Origin of the sequence: Bacillus sp. FDAARGOS_1420, assembly GCF_019344915.1 — a bacterium.
In the GTDB taxonomy this organism is placed as follows: Bacteria; Bacillota; Bacilli; order Bacillales; family Bacillaceae_G; genus Bacillus_A; species Bacillus_A mycoides.
In genome coordinates, this window is sequence record NZ_JAHWJB010000002.1 from 746,319 (window position 1) to 760,976 (window position 14,658).

The following is a 14,658-nucleotide window of genomic DNA, read 5'->3' on the forward strand; positions in this document are numbered from 1 at the left end:
ATGAAGCAGCACCCATTTAAAATCGCATCGCTTGGTATGCAGCACATGCTTGCCATGTACGCTGGCGCAATTATTGTTCCTCTTATTGTCGGCGGGGGACTTGGTTTAAATCAACAAGAATTAACGTATTTAGTATCGATTGACTTATTAATGTGCGGCGTAGCAACGATTTTACAAGCATTATCAAATCGCTTTTTCGGTATTGGGCTTCCGGTTGTACTTGGTTGTACATTTACAGCGGTTGGACCGATGATTGCAATTGGTAAACAATACGGCGTGTCCTCTATATATGGAGCAATTATTGCTGCGGGATTATTTGTTGTTATTTTCGCAAAATTATTTGGGAAGCTTGTAAAACTGTTTCCTCCTGTTGTAACAGGATCTGTCGTTACAGTTATTGGGGTTACACTTGTTCCAGCAGCTATTAATGATATGGCTGGAGGAGTTGGAAGTAAAGATTTCGGAAGTCTAGAAAATTTAGCGTTAGCATTTGGTGTTTTATTATTTATCATTATTATGTATCGTTTCTTTGATGGATTTATCCGTTCAATCTCTATATTACTTGGTCTTTTGTTCGGTACAATCGTCGCAGCATTTATGGGGAAAGTAAGCTTGCAAGCGGTTGGAGAGGCAGATTGGTTCCACGGTATTCAGCCGTTTTACTTCGGTACACCAACATTTGAATTAACGCCAATTATTACGATGATTCTCGTTGCTTGCGTAGGAATTGTGGAAGCAACAGGGGTATATTTTGCATTATCTGATATTTGTAATAAGAAGATCGGTGAAAAAGAATTAACAAAAGGTTATCGCGCAGAAGGATTAGCAATGGTTCTAGGTGGTGTTTTTAACGCATTTCCATACACAACATATTCTCAAAACGTAGGACTTGTTCAATTAACTGGAGTAAGAAATCGCGTCATTATCTATACTTGTGGTGGTATGTTAATTGCTCTTGGGTTTATTCCTAAAATCGCAGCCATTACAACAATTATTCCGAAATCAGTACTTGGCGGTGCAATGCTAGCAATGTTCGGCATGGTTATGGCATATGGTATTAAAATGTTAAGCAGTGTTGATTTTGGAAAACAAGAAAATTTATTAATTGTCGCATGTTCTGTCGGAATCGGACTTGGAGTTACAGTTGTTCCAACGTTATTTTCACAGCTTCCGGAAAACATCCGTATTTTAACAGATAACGGAATTGTACTTGGAAGTGCGTCAGCAGTACTTTTAAATATCGTATTTAATATGGTGCCGCATCGCAAAGTAAAAGTAAAAGAAGAACCAGTCTCTATGCAAAGTGCAGTAAGAGAAGCGTAAAAAGCAAGGTCTCATTATGAGACCTTGCTTTTCTTTTTAAGTGGCATCATCTTACCGTACGTACCAAGGCGCCAAATGTATTCAAGTGGCCCATATTGGTAACGTGAAAGCCACCAGCGGCTAATAAAGATTTGTAACGTATAAAAGCCGATGCAAAATAGTGGTCCCACCCATAATGGAGCGGGATAATACTTTTTGAAAAATAGGCCGAATACAAGTAACGTAACAATCGTATGCATGATGTAATTTGTTAACGCCATTCGTCCGACATATTGGAATGGGCGTAATAATGTTTGCCATCTTTCTTTTTGTAATAAACGCATGAGTGTGAAAATGTAGAATATGAATAATGTTTTTCCACTAAACATTGTAAAGGCCTGCATATAAAATGGTTCATAAGATGGTTTTGATAAGAAGTAACGGACCATGAAGAACCACATTGGTAATGTCAAAATGAACATAATGATTTGCCATTTTTTAAGCTTTGGATCTAACTCTTTCGTGCGGCGGAAAATATCTTTTTTGCCGGCGTATAAACCAAGTAAAAATAGTCCAACTGTTTCTGGGAGCATGAATACATTTAGTCCAATTCCTTCAGAATAAAATGCATGGAAACGATTTTGTATTTGTGACACCCAGTCTTCAAGTGGCATGATCGGTAAGGAAAACCCTAACTCTGCCTTTGGTACTAAGGCAACCACTATACTAGCGATTAGCATGAAAAATTGAAAAATACTTAGTAAAACTAATGCCCATATTAAAATAGTACGAGGCTCTCTCTTATAAAATAACAATAAGAAAAATCCAGCGATGGCATAACTATGTAAGATGTCTCCGTCCCATAAAAGAACGTAATGCAAGAAACCAAATAATAATAAAATGAGCAAGCGACGAACAAATAAAGTTTTTGGGCGATCCGTTTTCGCTTCAGCACGAGTCATAAAAATGTAAAAGCCTAGGCCGAATAAAAACGAAAAGATAGTATAAAACTTTGTTTGAATAAACATATCGTAAAATAGACGGATATAGCTATTTAGCCCCTCATAGACTCCTGAAAGATCACGTGAGTCGATCCCAGCGATAACAGGCCAGTTAACAAGAAAAATACCTAGTACAGCTATTCCTCTAATAATATCGATGGAATGTATCCTCTCGCCTTGTGAAATATTTTGTGTCATTATTTTCCTCCTTGTTAAGTAATTCCCTTTTATTATACAAAATGTAAAGAGGAGGGTATATAGGTAATTTCCAATTTTTAAAACTGCTAAGATGTGCATTATGAGATATAATAAGAGTGCACAGCAAGTTTTAAACTTCTTTAAAACAGGCAGTAAAGCTCCTTTTCCCGAAGGAGCTTTCTTTTTTTAGAAATTTGTTGATAATGATTCTCTTTAATGATAAAATGTATTCAAAAGTGATAATCATTATCAAAAAAAGGTTGGTGTGTTAATATGGTGTATGCACTTGTTGCAGGAACGATTGCTATATATGTTGGTGTTACAAAGTATGTTTTAAATGGAGTAGGAACAACAAAATGAATAATATTACATAAAATCCCTTTCATTTGTAAAAAGAATGAAAGGGATTTTTTATTTTTGATGTGAATATGCTGAAAATTTAGTATGATAATAAAGTGAAACTTTAATCAGCGGGGAGGTCTATCCCTCACTGATTACTAGCCCGCACGAAACGGGTTTTTACTGCCCACAAATAGCGGGATAAAGTATATACATCTTGGATAAAGGGGAACAAGGGGATGACAAACATAGTACAGACAAACGGTATGAAAAAACTTGTTTGTTTTTATGAAGAGTGGCAAAAAAACGGCGATGTAGAGAATAGTTTGAAGTTGTTTGAAGTGATTCAAAAATATAAACAAGAGCAGCTTATGCTAGCTTTTTGTGGTCATTTTTCTGCGGGGAAATCGACAATGATGAATCACCTATATAAAGCGCAATTATTACCGACAAGTCCGATTCCAACGAGTGCTAACGTTGTTAAAATTGAAAGAGGATCTGATCGTGTTGTTGTAACGATTAAGTCTGGAGAACAGTATGAATATGACGGCACATATTCAGCAGAAGAATTAAAACAAATATGTAAAGACGGTGATGAAGTAATTGGTGTTCATATTTATCGAAATGATGCGCCAATTCCTGATGGGGTTATGTTAGTTGATACGCCCGGAATTGATTCTACGGATGATGCCCACCAATTAGCGACGGAATCAACACTGCATCTAGCAGATGTTATTTTCTATATGATGGATTATAACCATGTCCAATCAGAGGTTAACTTACAATTTGTTAAAGAATTGAAACAACGTAATAAAACGGTTTATCTCGTTGTAAACCAAATAGATAAACATAAAGCAAATGAGTTATCGTTTGAAGAGTATAGAGATAGTGTAAAACAGTCTTTTTCTAACTGGGATATTGAAGTAGATGGTATTTTCTATACATCATTGCGAATGATGAATCATCCATACAATGAAATTCAAAGTTTAGAAGCATTAATCTTTTCTATCATGAAAGAAAAAGAGCAGTATGTAAGAAAGGGAATGGAGCGAGAAACAGAATATTTACTGCAAGAACATTGTTCGTTTATTCTTTCTGAAAATGAAAAACATCTCATGAAATATGTAGAAGAATTAACATCACCACTGTCACTTTCAGAGATAGTTGAAAAAAAGGAAGAGTTAACTGAAAATAAAAATCGGGTGGCTAGTAAAGAATCTGATGTGAGAAATGAATTTATAAAAGGTTTACAAGCCATATTAGATAACGCGTATTTAATGCCATTTGAAATGAGAGAATTGGCAAATAAATATTTAGAAACGAAATTAACGAAGTTTAAAGTTGGCTTGTTATTTGCGAAAGGAAAGACGGAGCAAGAAAAACAGAGACGTGTAGATGCTTTTTATTCTGCTCTTCAAAAGACTGTTGAAACGCAACTTGATTTTCATGTGAAAGAATTTATTGTAGCCTTCTTAAAAGAAGAAGGGTTATTTACAGAGGAAATAGGGAAAGACATATATGCGTTAGAAATTGCTTTCGGACCGGAAGTGTTGGCTGAAACAATTAAACAGGGGGCTGGATTTACCGGTGATTACTTACTTCTTTATACTGCTGACGTTGCAAATGAGTTAAAGAAAAGATACTTTATGAAATCTCAGCAAATCTTTGGAAAAAGTACGGGTATATTGCAGAAGAAAGTGAAGATAGAAGTTGCACGTATTGAAGAAGAAATTGAAAAATACACGATGTTACAAACAGCAAAAGAAACAAAATTACAGTACATTAAGACGTATGAGGAATATGAGAGCTATTTAGGAGATATTTGGAATGAAAATATTTCTATACCAGATGGATTGCAAATAGACGAAATATTACAAAGTAAAAAACAAGTTGTTAGTGAGAAGTTTACACTACAAGAGCAAGAAATTGTAAATGATAACGTAGCGGCTAGTGAAGAAGAGATTAAAGGAACGAAAGCTTTAAATATTCAGCGTATATTAGAAAAAGTGAAGAAAGCTGAAACGATATTAGATCCATTGCCTACACTGAAACATCTACAGCAAGAAGTAGTTGGCAAAAGACAGCGTGTAGAAACGAAGCAATTTACAGTAGCGTTATTTGGAGCTTTTAGTGCTGGGAAATCATCATTTGCTAACGCATTGCTCGGTGAAAAGGTACTTCCTGTATCGCCAAACCCAACGACAGCAACAATAAATCAAATTTTGCCAGTTACAGAAGATAAACAACATGGAACGGTAATTGTCCAGTTTAAATCAGAGCAAGCGCTGTTAGAAGATATGAAAGCTGTTTATAAAATGTTTCACTATGAAATTGCTACATTGGAAGAAGCGTTAACGAAAATTGATCAAATTATGAAATACCCTTCACCAAGTGGGAAGCAAAAAACAACATTTAGCTTTTTGCGAGCGGTACAAAAAGGATATGAGGTAGTTGCTAATCATTTAGGGGAACAATTACAAGTTACGTTAGAGGAGTTCTCTGATTATGTAGCTAATGAAGAAAAATCATGCTTTGTTGAGTATATGGAGCTTTATTATGATTGTGCTTTAACAAGGCAAGGAGTAGCTCTTGTAGATACACCAGGGGCGGATTCTATTAACGCGCGCCATACGGATGTTGCATTCCAGTATATTAAAAACGCGGATGCTATTTTATTCGTAACATACTATAATCATGTTTTCTCTCGTGCAGATCGTGAATTTTTAATTCAGCTCGGTCGTGTAAAGGATACATTTGCACTTGATAAAATGTTCTTCTTAATAAATGCTGCCGATTTAGCACAATCTGAAGAAGAACTTGAAATGGTAAAAGGTTATATTGCGGATCAGCTCCTGCAATACGGTATTAGAAATCCACGTTTATTTGCAATTTCAAGTTTATGTGCGCTTGAAGAAAAGCAAGGGAAAAGTATTGATAAAGAAAAGTATGGTATTTTACAAAACTCCGGGATTACTAAGTTTGAAGAATCATTTACGTCCTTTATGATGAGGGATTTAATGCTTGTATCTGTGCATGCTTTATATGGTGCATTGCAAGGAGCGAATCAGCTTCTTGTAAATATGATAAATGGCGCAAAGCAGGGAAATGATGAGAAAGAGAAGCAAACAAAAAAATATGAAGCAGAGCGTAATCAGCTACTTCATATTATTTCATCATATAGTGTACTTGCTGAAGAGCAAGCAATGCAAAATGAAGTGAAAGAATTGCTTTATTATGTACACCAACGTCTATTTTTACGCTATAACGATGTGTTTACTGAATTTATTAATCCGGCGTCGTTACGAACAGATGGGAATGTAAAAATGCAGTTGCAGCAATGTGTAATGGAATTAGTTTCATTTATTCAACATGATTTATTACAAGAAATGCGTGCGACATCATTACGTCTTGAAAAATGGATAGATGAAGCGATGAAGCGTGCAAAGGATGAAATTGTTGTGAATTGCAAAGTGGAAAATGAATCGATTTCTATGGGTGGAACAGTGGATTATGAATATAAAATTATTACACATAAAGAGCCGTTTCCTTCAATAGAAATAAAAGATTTTAAAAAGGCACTAGCACATTTTAAAAATGAGAAAAGCTTTTTTGAAAAAAATGATAAAGCTTTTATGCAAGAAGACGCTAAAGGAGTGTTAGAACCTTTCGTATCAAACTATGTAGTTGATGAAGAAGATTTATTCGTTCATCATTATAAGCAAGAGTGGGATGCAAAATGGAACCTATTCCAAAAAGTGATGCAGCAAGATGTTGAGAATTATTATGAAAGTATATTATTCGCTTTAGCTGAAACAATTGATGTATCACTATACGAACAAAGTAAAGAAGAGCTACAAAAGCAGTTAGTAGAAATTGAAAAAGAAATTTATATTAAATAGCTGTTATGAAAAAAAGATTCGTTCAATTTTCTTTTGTAGTACAGTATCTAAAGATTTTACAAACCCTGCAAACTCATCAGTAGAAATCATATGGGTAAGAACTAAGCGTCTGCCGTCTGGTGTTTCACCGCATAAGACGAATGAAGAAAACTCATACGTTTTGTTTTCTACTACTAATTTTGGATAGGAATATGTGTCGCTCTTCTTTTTCTTTCCATCAATAGAGATGACGTTGCATTTTTTCTCATTGTTGTCCATGATGAATCCCTCCTTTCTATTATTTATGGTAGACAAGGAGGGTTTAGAACAATAGAGAAAGGGGAATTTTTTATGGGCGTAGTAATAGAGTATATTTCGAAAGAAGCTATACCGAAACCTTTATTATTGCTTGCTGATCCAAGTGAGCAGCAAATTGATGCATATGCACAAAGAGGCTTAACATATGTAGCTAAGCAAGAGGAGAGTGTTATCGGTGTATATGTTCTTTTGGAAACAAGGCCGAAGACGATGGAAATTATGAACGTTGCGGTTGTAGAGCATTTGCAAGGAAAAGGGATTGGAAAGAAGCTATTAAGTCATGCCATAGAAACTGCTAAAGGATATGGTATGTCAAAACTTGAAGTTGGTACAGGCAATTCTAGTGTTTCACAACTTGCTTTATATCAAAAATGTGGATTTCGTATTTTTTCTATTGATTTTGATTACTTTTCAAAGCATTATGAAGAAGAGATTATTGAAAATGGGATTGTATGTCGTGATATGATCCGGCTTGCAATGGAATTGAATAAGAACGTATAACTTATTTAGGGGGAAGAGAAGATGGAAGTACATAAAGCAATTACAGCACATTCTCGTAAACAAAATGAAAGTGTAAAAGCATGTTTACAATTAGATGCGCAGCGTGAAGCAGCTATTGAAGCAGCCGTATCTCTTGCGTCAAATGGGAAAGAATTTTCGGTTGATGTCATTAATGTTGTAACAAAGCAAATTAATGAACTTGCAAAAAATGGCGTTGCACTGCAGCGTAAACTTGTTACGAAAGATATGGTTATGGAGTATGTAGGTCGTTTGCAAGAGAAAGAAGGTCGTTAAAGATGGTTGTTACAGTCGAATGGTTACGTGAGCATATAGAAGATGAGAATGTCCGTATAATCGATTGTCGATTTGATTTAGCGAATCCTAATTGGGGTAGAGAGAAGTATGAGGAAGAACATATTCCTCATGCGTTATATTTTGATTTAAATTTAGATTTATCAAGTCCTGTAGCAGAACATGGTGGCCGCCATCCGTTGCCAAATATTGAGGAGTTTGCAGACAAGCTTTCACAGGCCGGGATTGATGAACATACGACAGTGGTTGCGTATGACAGTCAAGCTGGTGCAATGGCTTCTCGTTTATGGTGGTTATTAAACTATGTAGGACATGAGAAAGTGTATATATTAGACGGTGGATTTCCAGCTTGGAAAGAGAATGGATTACACACAACGCCGAATATCCCAGTTATTGCACGAAAACCTTTTATACCGGAAATACAAGAAAATATGCTTGTAGCGATGGAAGATGTGAGAGGGAAAATTCGTGCAGGTGCAAATATGACATTAATTGATTCTAGGGAACCAAAACGTTATGCTGGTGCGGAAGAGCTCGTTGATTCGAAGGCAGGGCATATTCCGACGGCAGTAAACTATTTTTGGAAAGATGGGATTTTAGAATCGGGACACTTTAAAAACGAAGAGGAACAGCAAGGGCGTTTCCAAAATCTTGATAAAGAGAAGGAAACAATCGTATATTGTGGTTCTGGTGTTACAGCGTGTCCGAACATAGTTGCATTAACATTAGCTGGTTTTCAAAATGTTAAGTTGTATACAGGTAGCTGGAGTGATTGGATTTCTTATCCAGAAAATCAAATTGCAAAAGAAGAAGATTAATCACTTGCATGCAAAAATAATTTGTATTAAAATAAGGTCACAAGCAAGAGATTGCTTCAAAAATATTATATTTTACACATTGGAAACAATGTGATAATATAACGACAAGTAAATAATACATCCTGCGGTGTGCGTAACTTATTTATGTCTAAAACCGATGTTAGTTTTACGGAAGCTCAATATTTAGTGACCATTATCAAGCCTTCCTTGTGGAGGAAGATATACGGTAACTGTGAGGGCATCCACCTGCGAGTAGCGGGTTTTTGGACATTTACGAGAGACGGCACTTGCGGGGGTCTTATTTCAACTAATAGTATATAAAATTCCTACGGTGTACGTAGCTTGTGTATGTCTTAAACCAATAAGTATAATATGGAAGTTCAATATTTAAATGTAGATAGCAGGCCATCTTTTTAAGAAGGAAGTTACAAACATTTGTGAGAACATCCACCTGTGAGAGCAGGTTTATGGACATCTATAGATAACGGCATATGTGGGACTATATAAAAAACCTTACGTTTTATACGTAAGGTTTTTTTGTTGAATATATATGCTCATGTTATCTCGATTTACCTGTAAAGTTCCCATAATAAATATAGCACTTGCGGTCTTCATCAATTTCTCTTGAATCTAGGGTGAATTCCAAATGTATTCTATCCTGTTGAATATATATAATATCTGAATGGAGAGAGGGTAAGATATCCTCGTAATTCCAAACATCTTTACTTTCTATCATAATTGAGCTTGTTTCCTTTAGTTCCCTAATTTCAAAACCTATGTGCGAGTATGTAGGATCTGAAGGGTCGTTGAAAAAAACTTCTTTTTGTATATATAACACTGCTGTCCCGTCTGGATCTACTGAAGTTGCAGTAACGACATATGTATTTCTATCTTTTGTAAAATATTCACAAGTCATGCGCGCGACAATTTCAGAATTAGAAATATTTGTGTAGTTCCATAAAGCCGGATACCCGTTAGTTTCATCATTGAGCCGATATTCCAATCTCATTTTATCCCTCTCCTTCCTTTTTCTTCTACTTTATCATGGTATCTTATATAATAGAAATATAATTTTAAAAGGGGAGTGCAAAGGTGACAAAAACGAAATGGCTAGTAGGTGGTGTCCTAACATCTTTAATGACGGGCACTTTATTTGGCTGCGCGCAAGATATTCCCCCTGAACCGAATGATAATAGTTGTTCTGATTGGGATTGGGATGATGAGCTTGGTGTTTGGCAGTGTGATGATAGTAGTTCAGGTTATCGTGGACATTACTTTTATGGTGGTACATACTATCAAAATAAATCCGCCTTCAAAAATTCATCAGAGTTTAAAACTTATCAATCTTCGGCCGAATTTAAAGGTGGAATTGGAAGCGGTTCAAAAGGTGGATTTGGAGGTTAAAATATGTCGCAATACATAAAGGAACGAAAAGAATTTTATTCGAATTATCCTCATTTCTGGTCGGATTTATATGAATGTGAATATAGTTTGTTTCATGTTTTCCCGATAACAGAGCAAACGATGAAACAATTACAAGTAGCAACTGAAAGAATGGGGAAAATATTTTTTAAGACTGCTAGAATTCTTCGGAATTTATCTAATGAACAGCTTCTTGAACTCGGTTTTCCAACTGCAAGCTTGCCTTTTATTAGACTGAAAAGAATGTATCCTGAATCTGTTATTTCACGATTTGATTTTGCTTTAACAGATGATAATCGTATTAAAATGCTTGAGTTTAATAGTGACACTCCGACTTTTATTGTGGAATGCTTTCAAATGAATGGAAAAGTTTGTGAAGAATTAGGATATGATAATCCAAATGCAAATCAAGAGCGCTTACTTTCTTCTGGTATTACAAAAGCCGTAATGGAGTTTGCAAAAGGAATGGAAGATCCAAATGTTGTTTTCACAGCTCATCATGAACATATAGAAGATTGGAATACGACTATGTATTTGAGTGGGCTATGTCATGTTGAGAATAAAGTAATGCCAATGACAGAACTTAGAATTACAGCCGATGCTTTAGTAGATAGAGATGGTGTACCAATTGATATTTTATATCGCCAAACATATCCAATTGAAGACTTGATTGAAGATCAAGATCCCGAAACTGGGGATTTGGTGGGAATGGAACTCTTGCAACTTGTAAAAGAAGGAAAGCTTTGTATTATAAATCCTTTGTCGGCCTTTTTACTTCAGCCAAAATCAATTCAATGTCTTATTTGGGGATTAGCAGAAGAAGGTGCTTTTTACACAAGTGAGGAACAAAAGTGGATTAAAGAATATATGCTTCCTACATATTTAGAGCCAGATTTATTTTTTGGGAAAAGTCCTTTCGTTCAAAAACCTTCGTTCGGTAGAGAAGGTGGCACGATTACGATTCGTGATAAGGATACGAATGTTATGATTCGAAATGCACATGAAACGTATAAATCATCACTTCCTATATTTCAGAAATATACAGATCTTCCAGTTGTATTTTTGGAAACTGAAAAAGGAATTGAGAAGCTTTCGTACGTGTTTGGGGCGTTTTTAATTGCTGGAAAAGCGAGTAGCATCGGTATACGTGCTGGAGAAAAAATTACGGGAAATGAATCGTATTATTTACCGGTAGGTATTAAGAAGGAGGAAAATAAATGATTAATTTTTTACTATATTTAGCAGTATCACTTGCACTTTTATGTATCGGTCTTTTTCTTATGGAAGTGACAACGAAAGTTAAGGAATTTAAGTTAATGGCTCAAGGAAATAAAGCGGTAAGCTATGTACTTGGAGGAAGACTACTTGGCCTTGCTATCGTTTTATATTCAACGGCTGCTAATTCTATTTCAATTCTTGATATGGTTTCATGGGGGGCTGTTGGGATATTAGCTCAAATTATTGTCTTTTATTTAGCGGAATGGCTTACACCACGTTTTAATATTAATAAAAGCCTTGAAGAAGATAATCAAGCAGTTGGTCTTTTCCTTATGTTTTTATCACTTTCCATCGGAATTGTAATTGCTGGTTGTATAACATATTAAAACCCTTACATTTTAACGTAAGGGTTTTATTTTTCATGTGCTAATTTCTTGCAATATGTGTTCAATTAATTTATGTAGCCGAACGCTGAGCAGAATACGTATTAGTGTACTAAACTCGAGATAGTTGTTGTAATAAAAGGAAAAGTTTCCATACAAAGTGTTGACATCTATTTTAAATAAGAGTAACATTTTCTATGTAATTATAATAAGTCTCTGTTAGGTGAGGCTCCTGTATAGAGAAATGCTACTGCCCAAAAATGTCGAGAGACGCCAATGGGTCAACAGGAATGATCGAATTAAGGTTTTTCTTAACGTAGCTGGTAATGAACCTATGCTATACAGTGCTAAAACTCGGCGAGGGAGAGGTCCGTAGATTTCTAATTGTATTATATTAGGAATCGCTTATTTGTGTATGCAATGACCTTTGCTCTCTTATGAGTAAGGGTCTTTTTTGTTAGCAAGCTATGAGTAATTTCATAGTATAGATTATAACTAAAAAATTAAAGAGGAGGTGAGGAGCATGTCAAATTCTGACTCGGTTCCGTTACCCATATACTTCAAATCAAAAATATATGATGTAGGCAGGAAACGACTTGTTCCTCCCTCTATATTTATCGTAATGTAGCGTTTATTCGAGTATTTAAGCGCTAGACACTTTCACGGTGAAGTGGATAAATTGAGAAACAAAGCGTTTCTTCCTATGTTGTAAAGGAGGAGACGATAATATGTTATATGTAAATAAAAGTGTGGGTAACACTTCGTATAAATTAAGTAAAAAAGCAATGAAAGAACAAACAATGCTTCAAAAAAATAAAGATTTATTAATTGAAATCGCAACAAGAGATGTAAAATCTGTATTTGCGTATTTTAAAACAACAAGAGACGGACTATCTATGAAAGAGGCACAAAAGCGTATTCAAGTATACGGTCGAAATGAATTAACTTCAAAAAGAGCGCGTATTGCGGAAGTAATGATGAAGCTAAGTGGAATGATCCCAGGTCTTTCAAAACAAAATATGGGTGATGAATTACAATGTGAAACAGTTACTGTTTCTAGAGTAGAAGCCTCTAGCGTAACAGGGCTAAACAGTGAACTGAAAATGATGAAATTACCAATACAAGAGCTTGTACCTGGAGATATGATTTTTCTTTCAGAGGGCGATACAGTGCCGGCAGATGTACGTATTATTTATGCAAATGATTTATTAGTAAATGAATCTATGCTGACAGGAAATGATGCTAGTATTGAGAAATTTGAAAGTTGCTATCATCTTGAACGTAAACGATTTATTCCATTAAAACGGATGAAAGACTATAATCCACTTGAACTTGAAAATGTATGTTTCAAAGGTACGTATATTGTTGACGGAAATGCAAAGGCTGTAGTTGTTTCGACAGGTAAAAATACGTATTCAGGAATACTTCATACTTGCTGTGGTAGAATGTCTTAATGTGTTAATGATGCTAAATATACAAAAACAATGTATAATAGACAAAGTTGAACAAAAACGTAGAATGGTAATCTATATATAACCTTACGTGATAACGTGAGGTTATTATTTTTTGTTAGTAGGAGAGGAATTATGAAAAAAGTATTATTAGTTGATGGTATGGCACTATTATTTCGTGCTTTTTACGCAACAAGTGTATATGGACAATTTATGAAACGACAAGATGGTACCCCGACGAATGGGATTCATGGTTATATGAAGCATTTATTAACAGCAACACAAGCAATCGAACCAACGCACATTGTAACGTGCTGGGATATGGGAAGTACGACATTTAGAACGGAATCTTTCTCGAATTATAAAGCAAATCGTGCAGCACCGCCGGAAGAATTAATTCCGCAATTTGATTTAGTGCAAGAAATGACTGCGAAATTATCTATGCCTGTAATCGGTATGAAAGGTTATGAAGCGGATGATTGTATCGGTACGCTTGCAAAACAATATTGCAATGAAGCGGAAGTTTATATTTTGACAGGTGATACAGATTTACTTCAACTTGTTGATACGAATGTTACAGTTATGCTTCTTCGTAAAGGAATTGGAAATTACGAGTATTACACACCGGAAAAAATCATGGAAGATAAAGGTGTAGAACCTTGGCAAATTGTTCATGCGAAAGCTTTCATGGGAGATACAAGTGATAATTATCCGGGTGTAAAAGGTATTGGTGAAAAAACAGCGTATAAGCTTATTCAAGAATACGGGACAGTATCGGCAGTGCTAGAAAATATAGCATCATTAACGAAAGCGCAGCGCACAAAAATTGAAAGTGATTTAGAGAATTTAAATATCTCTTTACAATTAGCGCAAATTCATTGTGAAGTTCCAATTTCATGCTCGTTAGAAGAAGGGTTACACACAATGGACGAAGAAAAACTACGCTTTGTTTGTAACGAAATGAATTGGGGAAGACCTGAAATATTAATTAATATGCTTTAAAGAGCATGGAAAGGTTGATCAAATATATTTTTGATTAACCTTTCTTTTTTTGTTCACAAAGTTGTCAGAAAATAAACGGAATTTTCATATGAAGTTCAAATGGAATTCACAACAATCAACTATTATAAGGACACACAGATAAATCCTTATCCCGCATTAACGGGAGATAGGACTTCTATCTCAGTATTATAGCTGAATAAAGAGTGATGATGGAAGAGTAACTCCCTGTAAAAGCCCGATTGATGTAGGCTAATAATTAGTGAGGGTAAATCCTCTCATTGATTAAAGTTTCAAGTTATCTTTTATATAAACCATCCCCCAAGGAGGAAAATAAACATGCGAAAAAAAGTGAGAAAATCCTTTAAACAATTATTAATAGAAAATAAACAATCCCTACTAACTAATAAAGAGAATATGAAAGAAATTGAAGAACGGATTGAGAAACGACATGTAGCATATAGTGCTGCTAGCAATTGATAATTTTGTTTATGAAAAAAAGCTTGTAGTTTGGATAT

General features: G+C 35.1%; 14 protein-coding genes, 2 other RNA genes and 1 riboswitch. Of the genes, 13 read left to right on the forward strand and 3 right to left on the reverse strand.

The window, feature by feature from the left end:
• Window positions 1–1,323, forward strand: a complete 1,323-nt coding sequence (pbuX, locus tag I6L50_RS14175) for a xanthine permease PbuX (RefSeq protein WP_113937074.1) — start codon at window positions 1–3, stop codon at window positions 1,321–1,323.
• Between the two features lie 14 nt (window positions 1,324–1,337).
• Here pbuX and I6L50_RS14180 read toward each other — a convergent pair whose 3' ends face one another.
• A complete protein-coding gene (locus I6L50_RS14180; protein WP_219301836.1) occupies window positions 1,338–2,501 on the reverse strand; it encodes a DUF418 domain-containing protein in 1,164 nt (387 codons plus the stop codon).
• Between the two features lie 578 nt (window positions 2,502–3,079).
• Here I6L50_RS14180 and I6L50_RS14185 point away from each other — a divergent pair.
• Window positions 3,080–6,739 (forward strand): dynamin family protein, encoded by a 3,660-nt coding sequence (locus I6L50_RS14185; RefSeq protein WP_219301837.1) that lies wholly within the window; start codon window positions 3,080–3,082, stop codon window positions 6,737–6,739.
• 3 nt (window positions 6,740–6,742) lie between these two features.
• Here I6L50_RS14185 and I6L50_RS14190 read toward each other — a convergent pair whose 3' ends face one another.
• Complete coding sequence (locus I6L50_RS14190) at window positions 6,743–6,997, reverse strand: DUF3931 domain-containing protein (protein WP_000369740.1); 255 nt, start codon at window positions 6,995–6,997, stop codon at window positions 6,743–6,745.
• Between the two features lie 72 nt (window positions 6,998–7,069).
• Between I6L50_RS14190 and I6L50_RS14195 the strand changes: the two genes are divergently transcribed.
• The 5 genes from I6L50_RS14195 (at window position 7,070) to ssrS (I6L50_RS14215) (ending at window position 9,171) form a co-directional block, all read left to right on the forward strand.
• Complete coding sequence (locus tag I6L50_RS14195; RefSeq protein WP_002030843.1) at window positions 7,070–7,537, forward strand: GNAT family N-acetyltransferase; 468 nt, start codon at window positions 7,070–7,072, stop codon at window positions 7,535–7,537.
• A gap of 21 nt (window positions 7,538–7,558) precedes the next feature.
• Window positions 7,559–7,831 carry a YpbS family protein gene (locus I6L50_RS14200; protein ID WP_113937077.1) on the forward strand — a complete coding sequence of 91 codons (273 nt, stop codon included), beginning with the start codon at window positions 7,559–7,561 and terminating at the stop codon, window positions 7,829–7,831.
• 2 nt (window positions 7,832–7,833) lie between these two features.
• Window positions 7,834–8,667, forward strand: a complete 834-nt coding sequence (locus I6L50_RS14205; protein WP_219301838.1) for a sulfurtransferase — start codon at window positions 7,834–7,836, stop codon at window positions 8,665–8,667.
• A 116-nt stretch (window positions 8,668–8,783) separates the two neighbouring features.
• Window positions 8,784–8,966, forward strand: a non-coding RNA gene (ssrS, locus tag I6L50_RS14210) — 6S RNA.
• 21 nt (window positions 8,967–8,987) lie between these two features.
• A non-coding RNA gene (gene ssrS / locus I6L50_RS14215) (6S RNA) lies at window positions 8,988–9,171 on the forward strand.
• A 55-nt stretch (window positions 9,172–9,226) separates the two neighbouring features.
• Here ssrS (I6L50_RS14215) and I6L50_RS14220 read toward each other — a convergent pair.
• The gene (locus I6L50_RS14220; RefSeq protein WP_113937079.1) at window positions 9,227–9,676 is read right to left on the reverse strand and encodes a hypothetical protein; all 450 of its coding nucleotides are present in this window, start codon (window positions 9,674–9,676) and stop codon (window positions 9,227–9,229) included.
• Window positions 9,677–9,759: 83 nt separating this feature from the next.
• Here I6L50_RS14220 and I6L50_RS14225 point away from each other — a divergent pair, with 83 nt between their 5' ends.
• The 6 genes from I6L50_RS14225 to I6L50_RS14250 all read left to right on the forward strand — a co-directional run bounded on the left by I6L50_RS14225 (window position 9,760) and on the right by I6L50_RS14250 (window position 14,620).
• Window positions 9,760–10,071, forward strand: coding sequence for a hypothetical protein (locus tag I6L50_RS14225; RefSeq protein WP_113937080.1), 312 nt, complete (start codon window positions 9,760–9,762; stop codon window positions 10,069–10,071).
• Window positions 10,072–10,074: 3 nt separating this feature from the next.
• A complete protein-coding gene (locus I6L50_RS14230; RefSeq protein ID WP_219301839.1) occupies window positions 10,075–11,310 on the forward strand; it encodes a glutathionylspermidine synthase family protein in 1,236 nt (411 codons plus the stop codon).
• Window positions 11,307–11,693: a DUF350 domain-containing protein gene (locus I6L50_RS14235; protein ID WP_219301840.1), complete on the forward strand. Its 387-nt coding sequence runs from the start codon at window positions 11,307–11,309 to the stop codon at window positions 11,691–11,693. Before I6L50_RS14230 ends, I6L50_RS14235 begins: the two co-directional genes overlap by 4 nt.
• 205 nt (window positions 11,694–11,898) lie before the next feature.
• Window positions 11,899–12,064, forward strand: a riboswitch (M-box (ykoK) riboswitch).
• Window positions 12,065–12,418: 354 nt separating this feature from the next.
• Window positions 12,419–13,144: a P-type ATPase actuator domain-containing protein gene (locus I6L50_RS14240; RefSeq protein ID WP_113937082.1), complete on the forward strand. Its 726-nt coding sequence runs from the start codon at window positions 12,419–12,421 to the stop codon at window positions 13,142–13,144.
• Between the two features lie 132 nt (window positions 13,145–13,276).
• Window positions 13,277–14,143: a 5'-3' exonuclease gene (locus tag I6L50_RS14245; protein ID WP_113937083.1), complete on the forward strand. Its 867-nt coding sequence runs from the start codon at window positions 13,277–13,279 to the stop codon at window positions 14,141–14,143.
• A gap of 336 nt (window positions 14,144–14,479) precedes the next feature.
• Window positions 14,480–14,620, forward strand: a complete 141-nt coding sequence (locus I6L50_RS14250) for an FbpB family small basic protein (protein WP_001228051.1) — start codon at window positions 14,480–14,482, stop codon at window positions 14,618–14,620.
• The last annotated feature ends 38 nt before the right edge of the window (window positions 14,621–14,658 follow it).

Coding starts and splice junctions, on each gene's coding strand:
- I6L50_RS14220 (WP_113937079.1), bottom strand. CDS start 9,676: ATGAGATTGGAATATCGGCTCAATGATGAAACTAACGGGTATCCGGCT.
- I6L50_RS14185 (WP_219301837.1), top strand. CDS start 3,080: ATGACAAACATAGTACAGACAAACGGTATGAAAAAACTTGTTTGTTTT.
- I6L50_RS14190 (WP_000369740.1), bottom strand. CDS start 6,997: ATGGACAACAATGAGAAAAAATGCAACGTCATCTCTATTGATGGAAAG.
- I6L50_RS14245 (WP_113937083.1), top strand. CDS start 13,277: ATGAAAAAAGTATTATTAGTTGATGGTATGGCACTATTATTTCGTGCT.
- I6L50_RS14195 (WP_002030843.1), top strand. CDS start 7,070: ATGGGCGTAGTAATAGAGTATATTTCGAAAGAAGCTATACCGAAACCT.
- I6L50_RS14180 (WP_219301836.1), bottom strand. CDS start 2,501: ATGACACAAAATATTTCACAAGGCGAGAGGATACATTCCATCGATATT.
- I6L50_RS14230 (WP_219301839.1), top strand. CDS start 10,075: ATGTCGCAATACATAAAGGAACGAAAAGAATTTTATTCGAATTATCCT.
- I6L50_RS14250 (WP_001228051.1), top strand. CDS start 14,480: ATGCGAAAAAAAGTGAGAAAATCCTTTAAACAATTATTAATAGAAAAT.
- I6L50_RS14240 (WP_113937082.1), top strand. CDS start 12,419: ATGTTATATGTAAATAAAAGTGTGGGTAACACTTCGTATAAATTAAGT.
- I6L50_RS14200 (WP_113937077.1), top strand. CDS start 7,559: ATGGAAGTACATAAAGCAATTACAGCACATTCTCGTAAACAAAATGAA.
- I6L50_RS14205 (WP_219301838.1), top strand. CDS start 7,834: ATGGTTGTTACAGTCGAATGGTTACGTGAGCATATAGAAGATGAGAAT.
- pbuX (WP_113937074.1), top strand. CDS start 1: ATGAAGCAGCACCCATTTAAAATCGCATCGCTTGGTATGCAGCACATG.
- I6L50_RS14235 (WP_219301840.1), top strand. CDS start 11,307: ATGATTAATTTTTTACTATATTTAGCAGTATCACTTGCACTTTTATGT.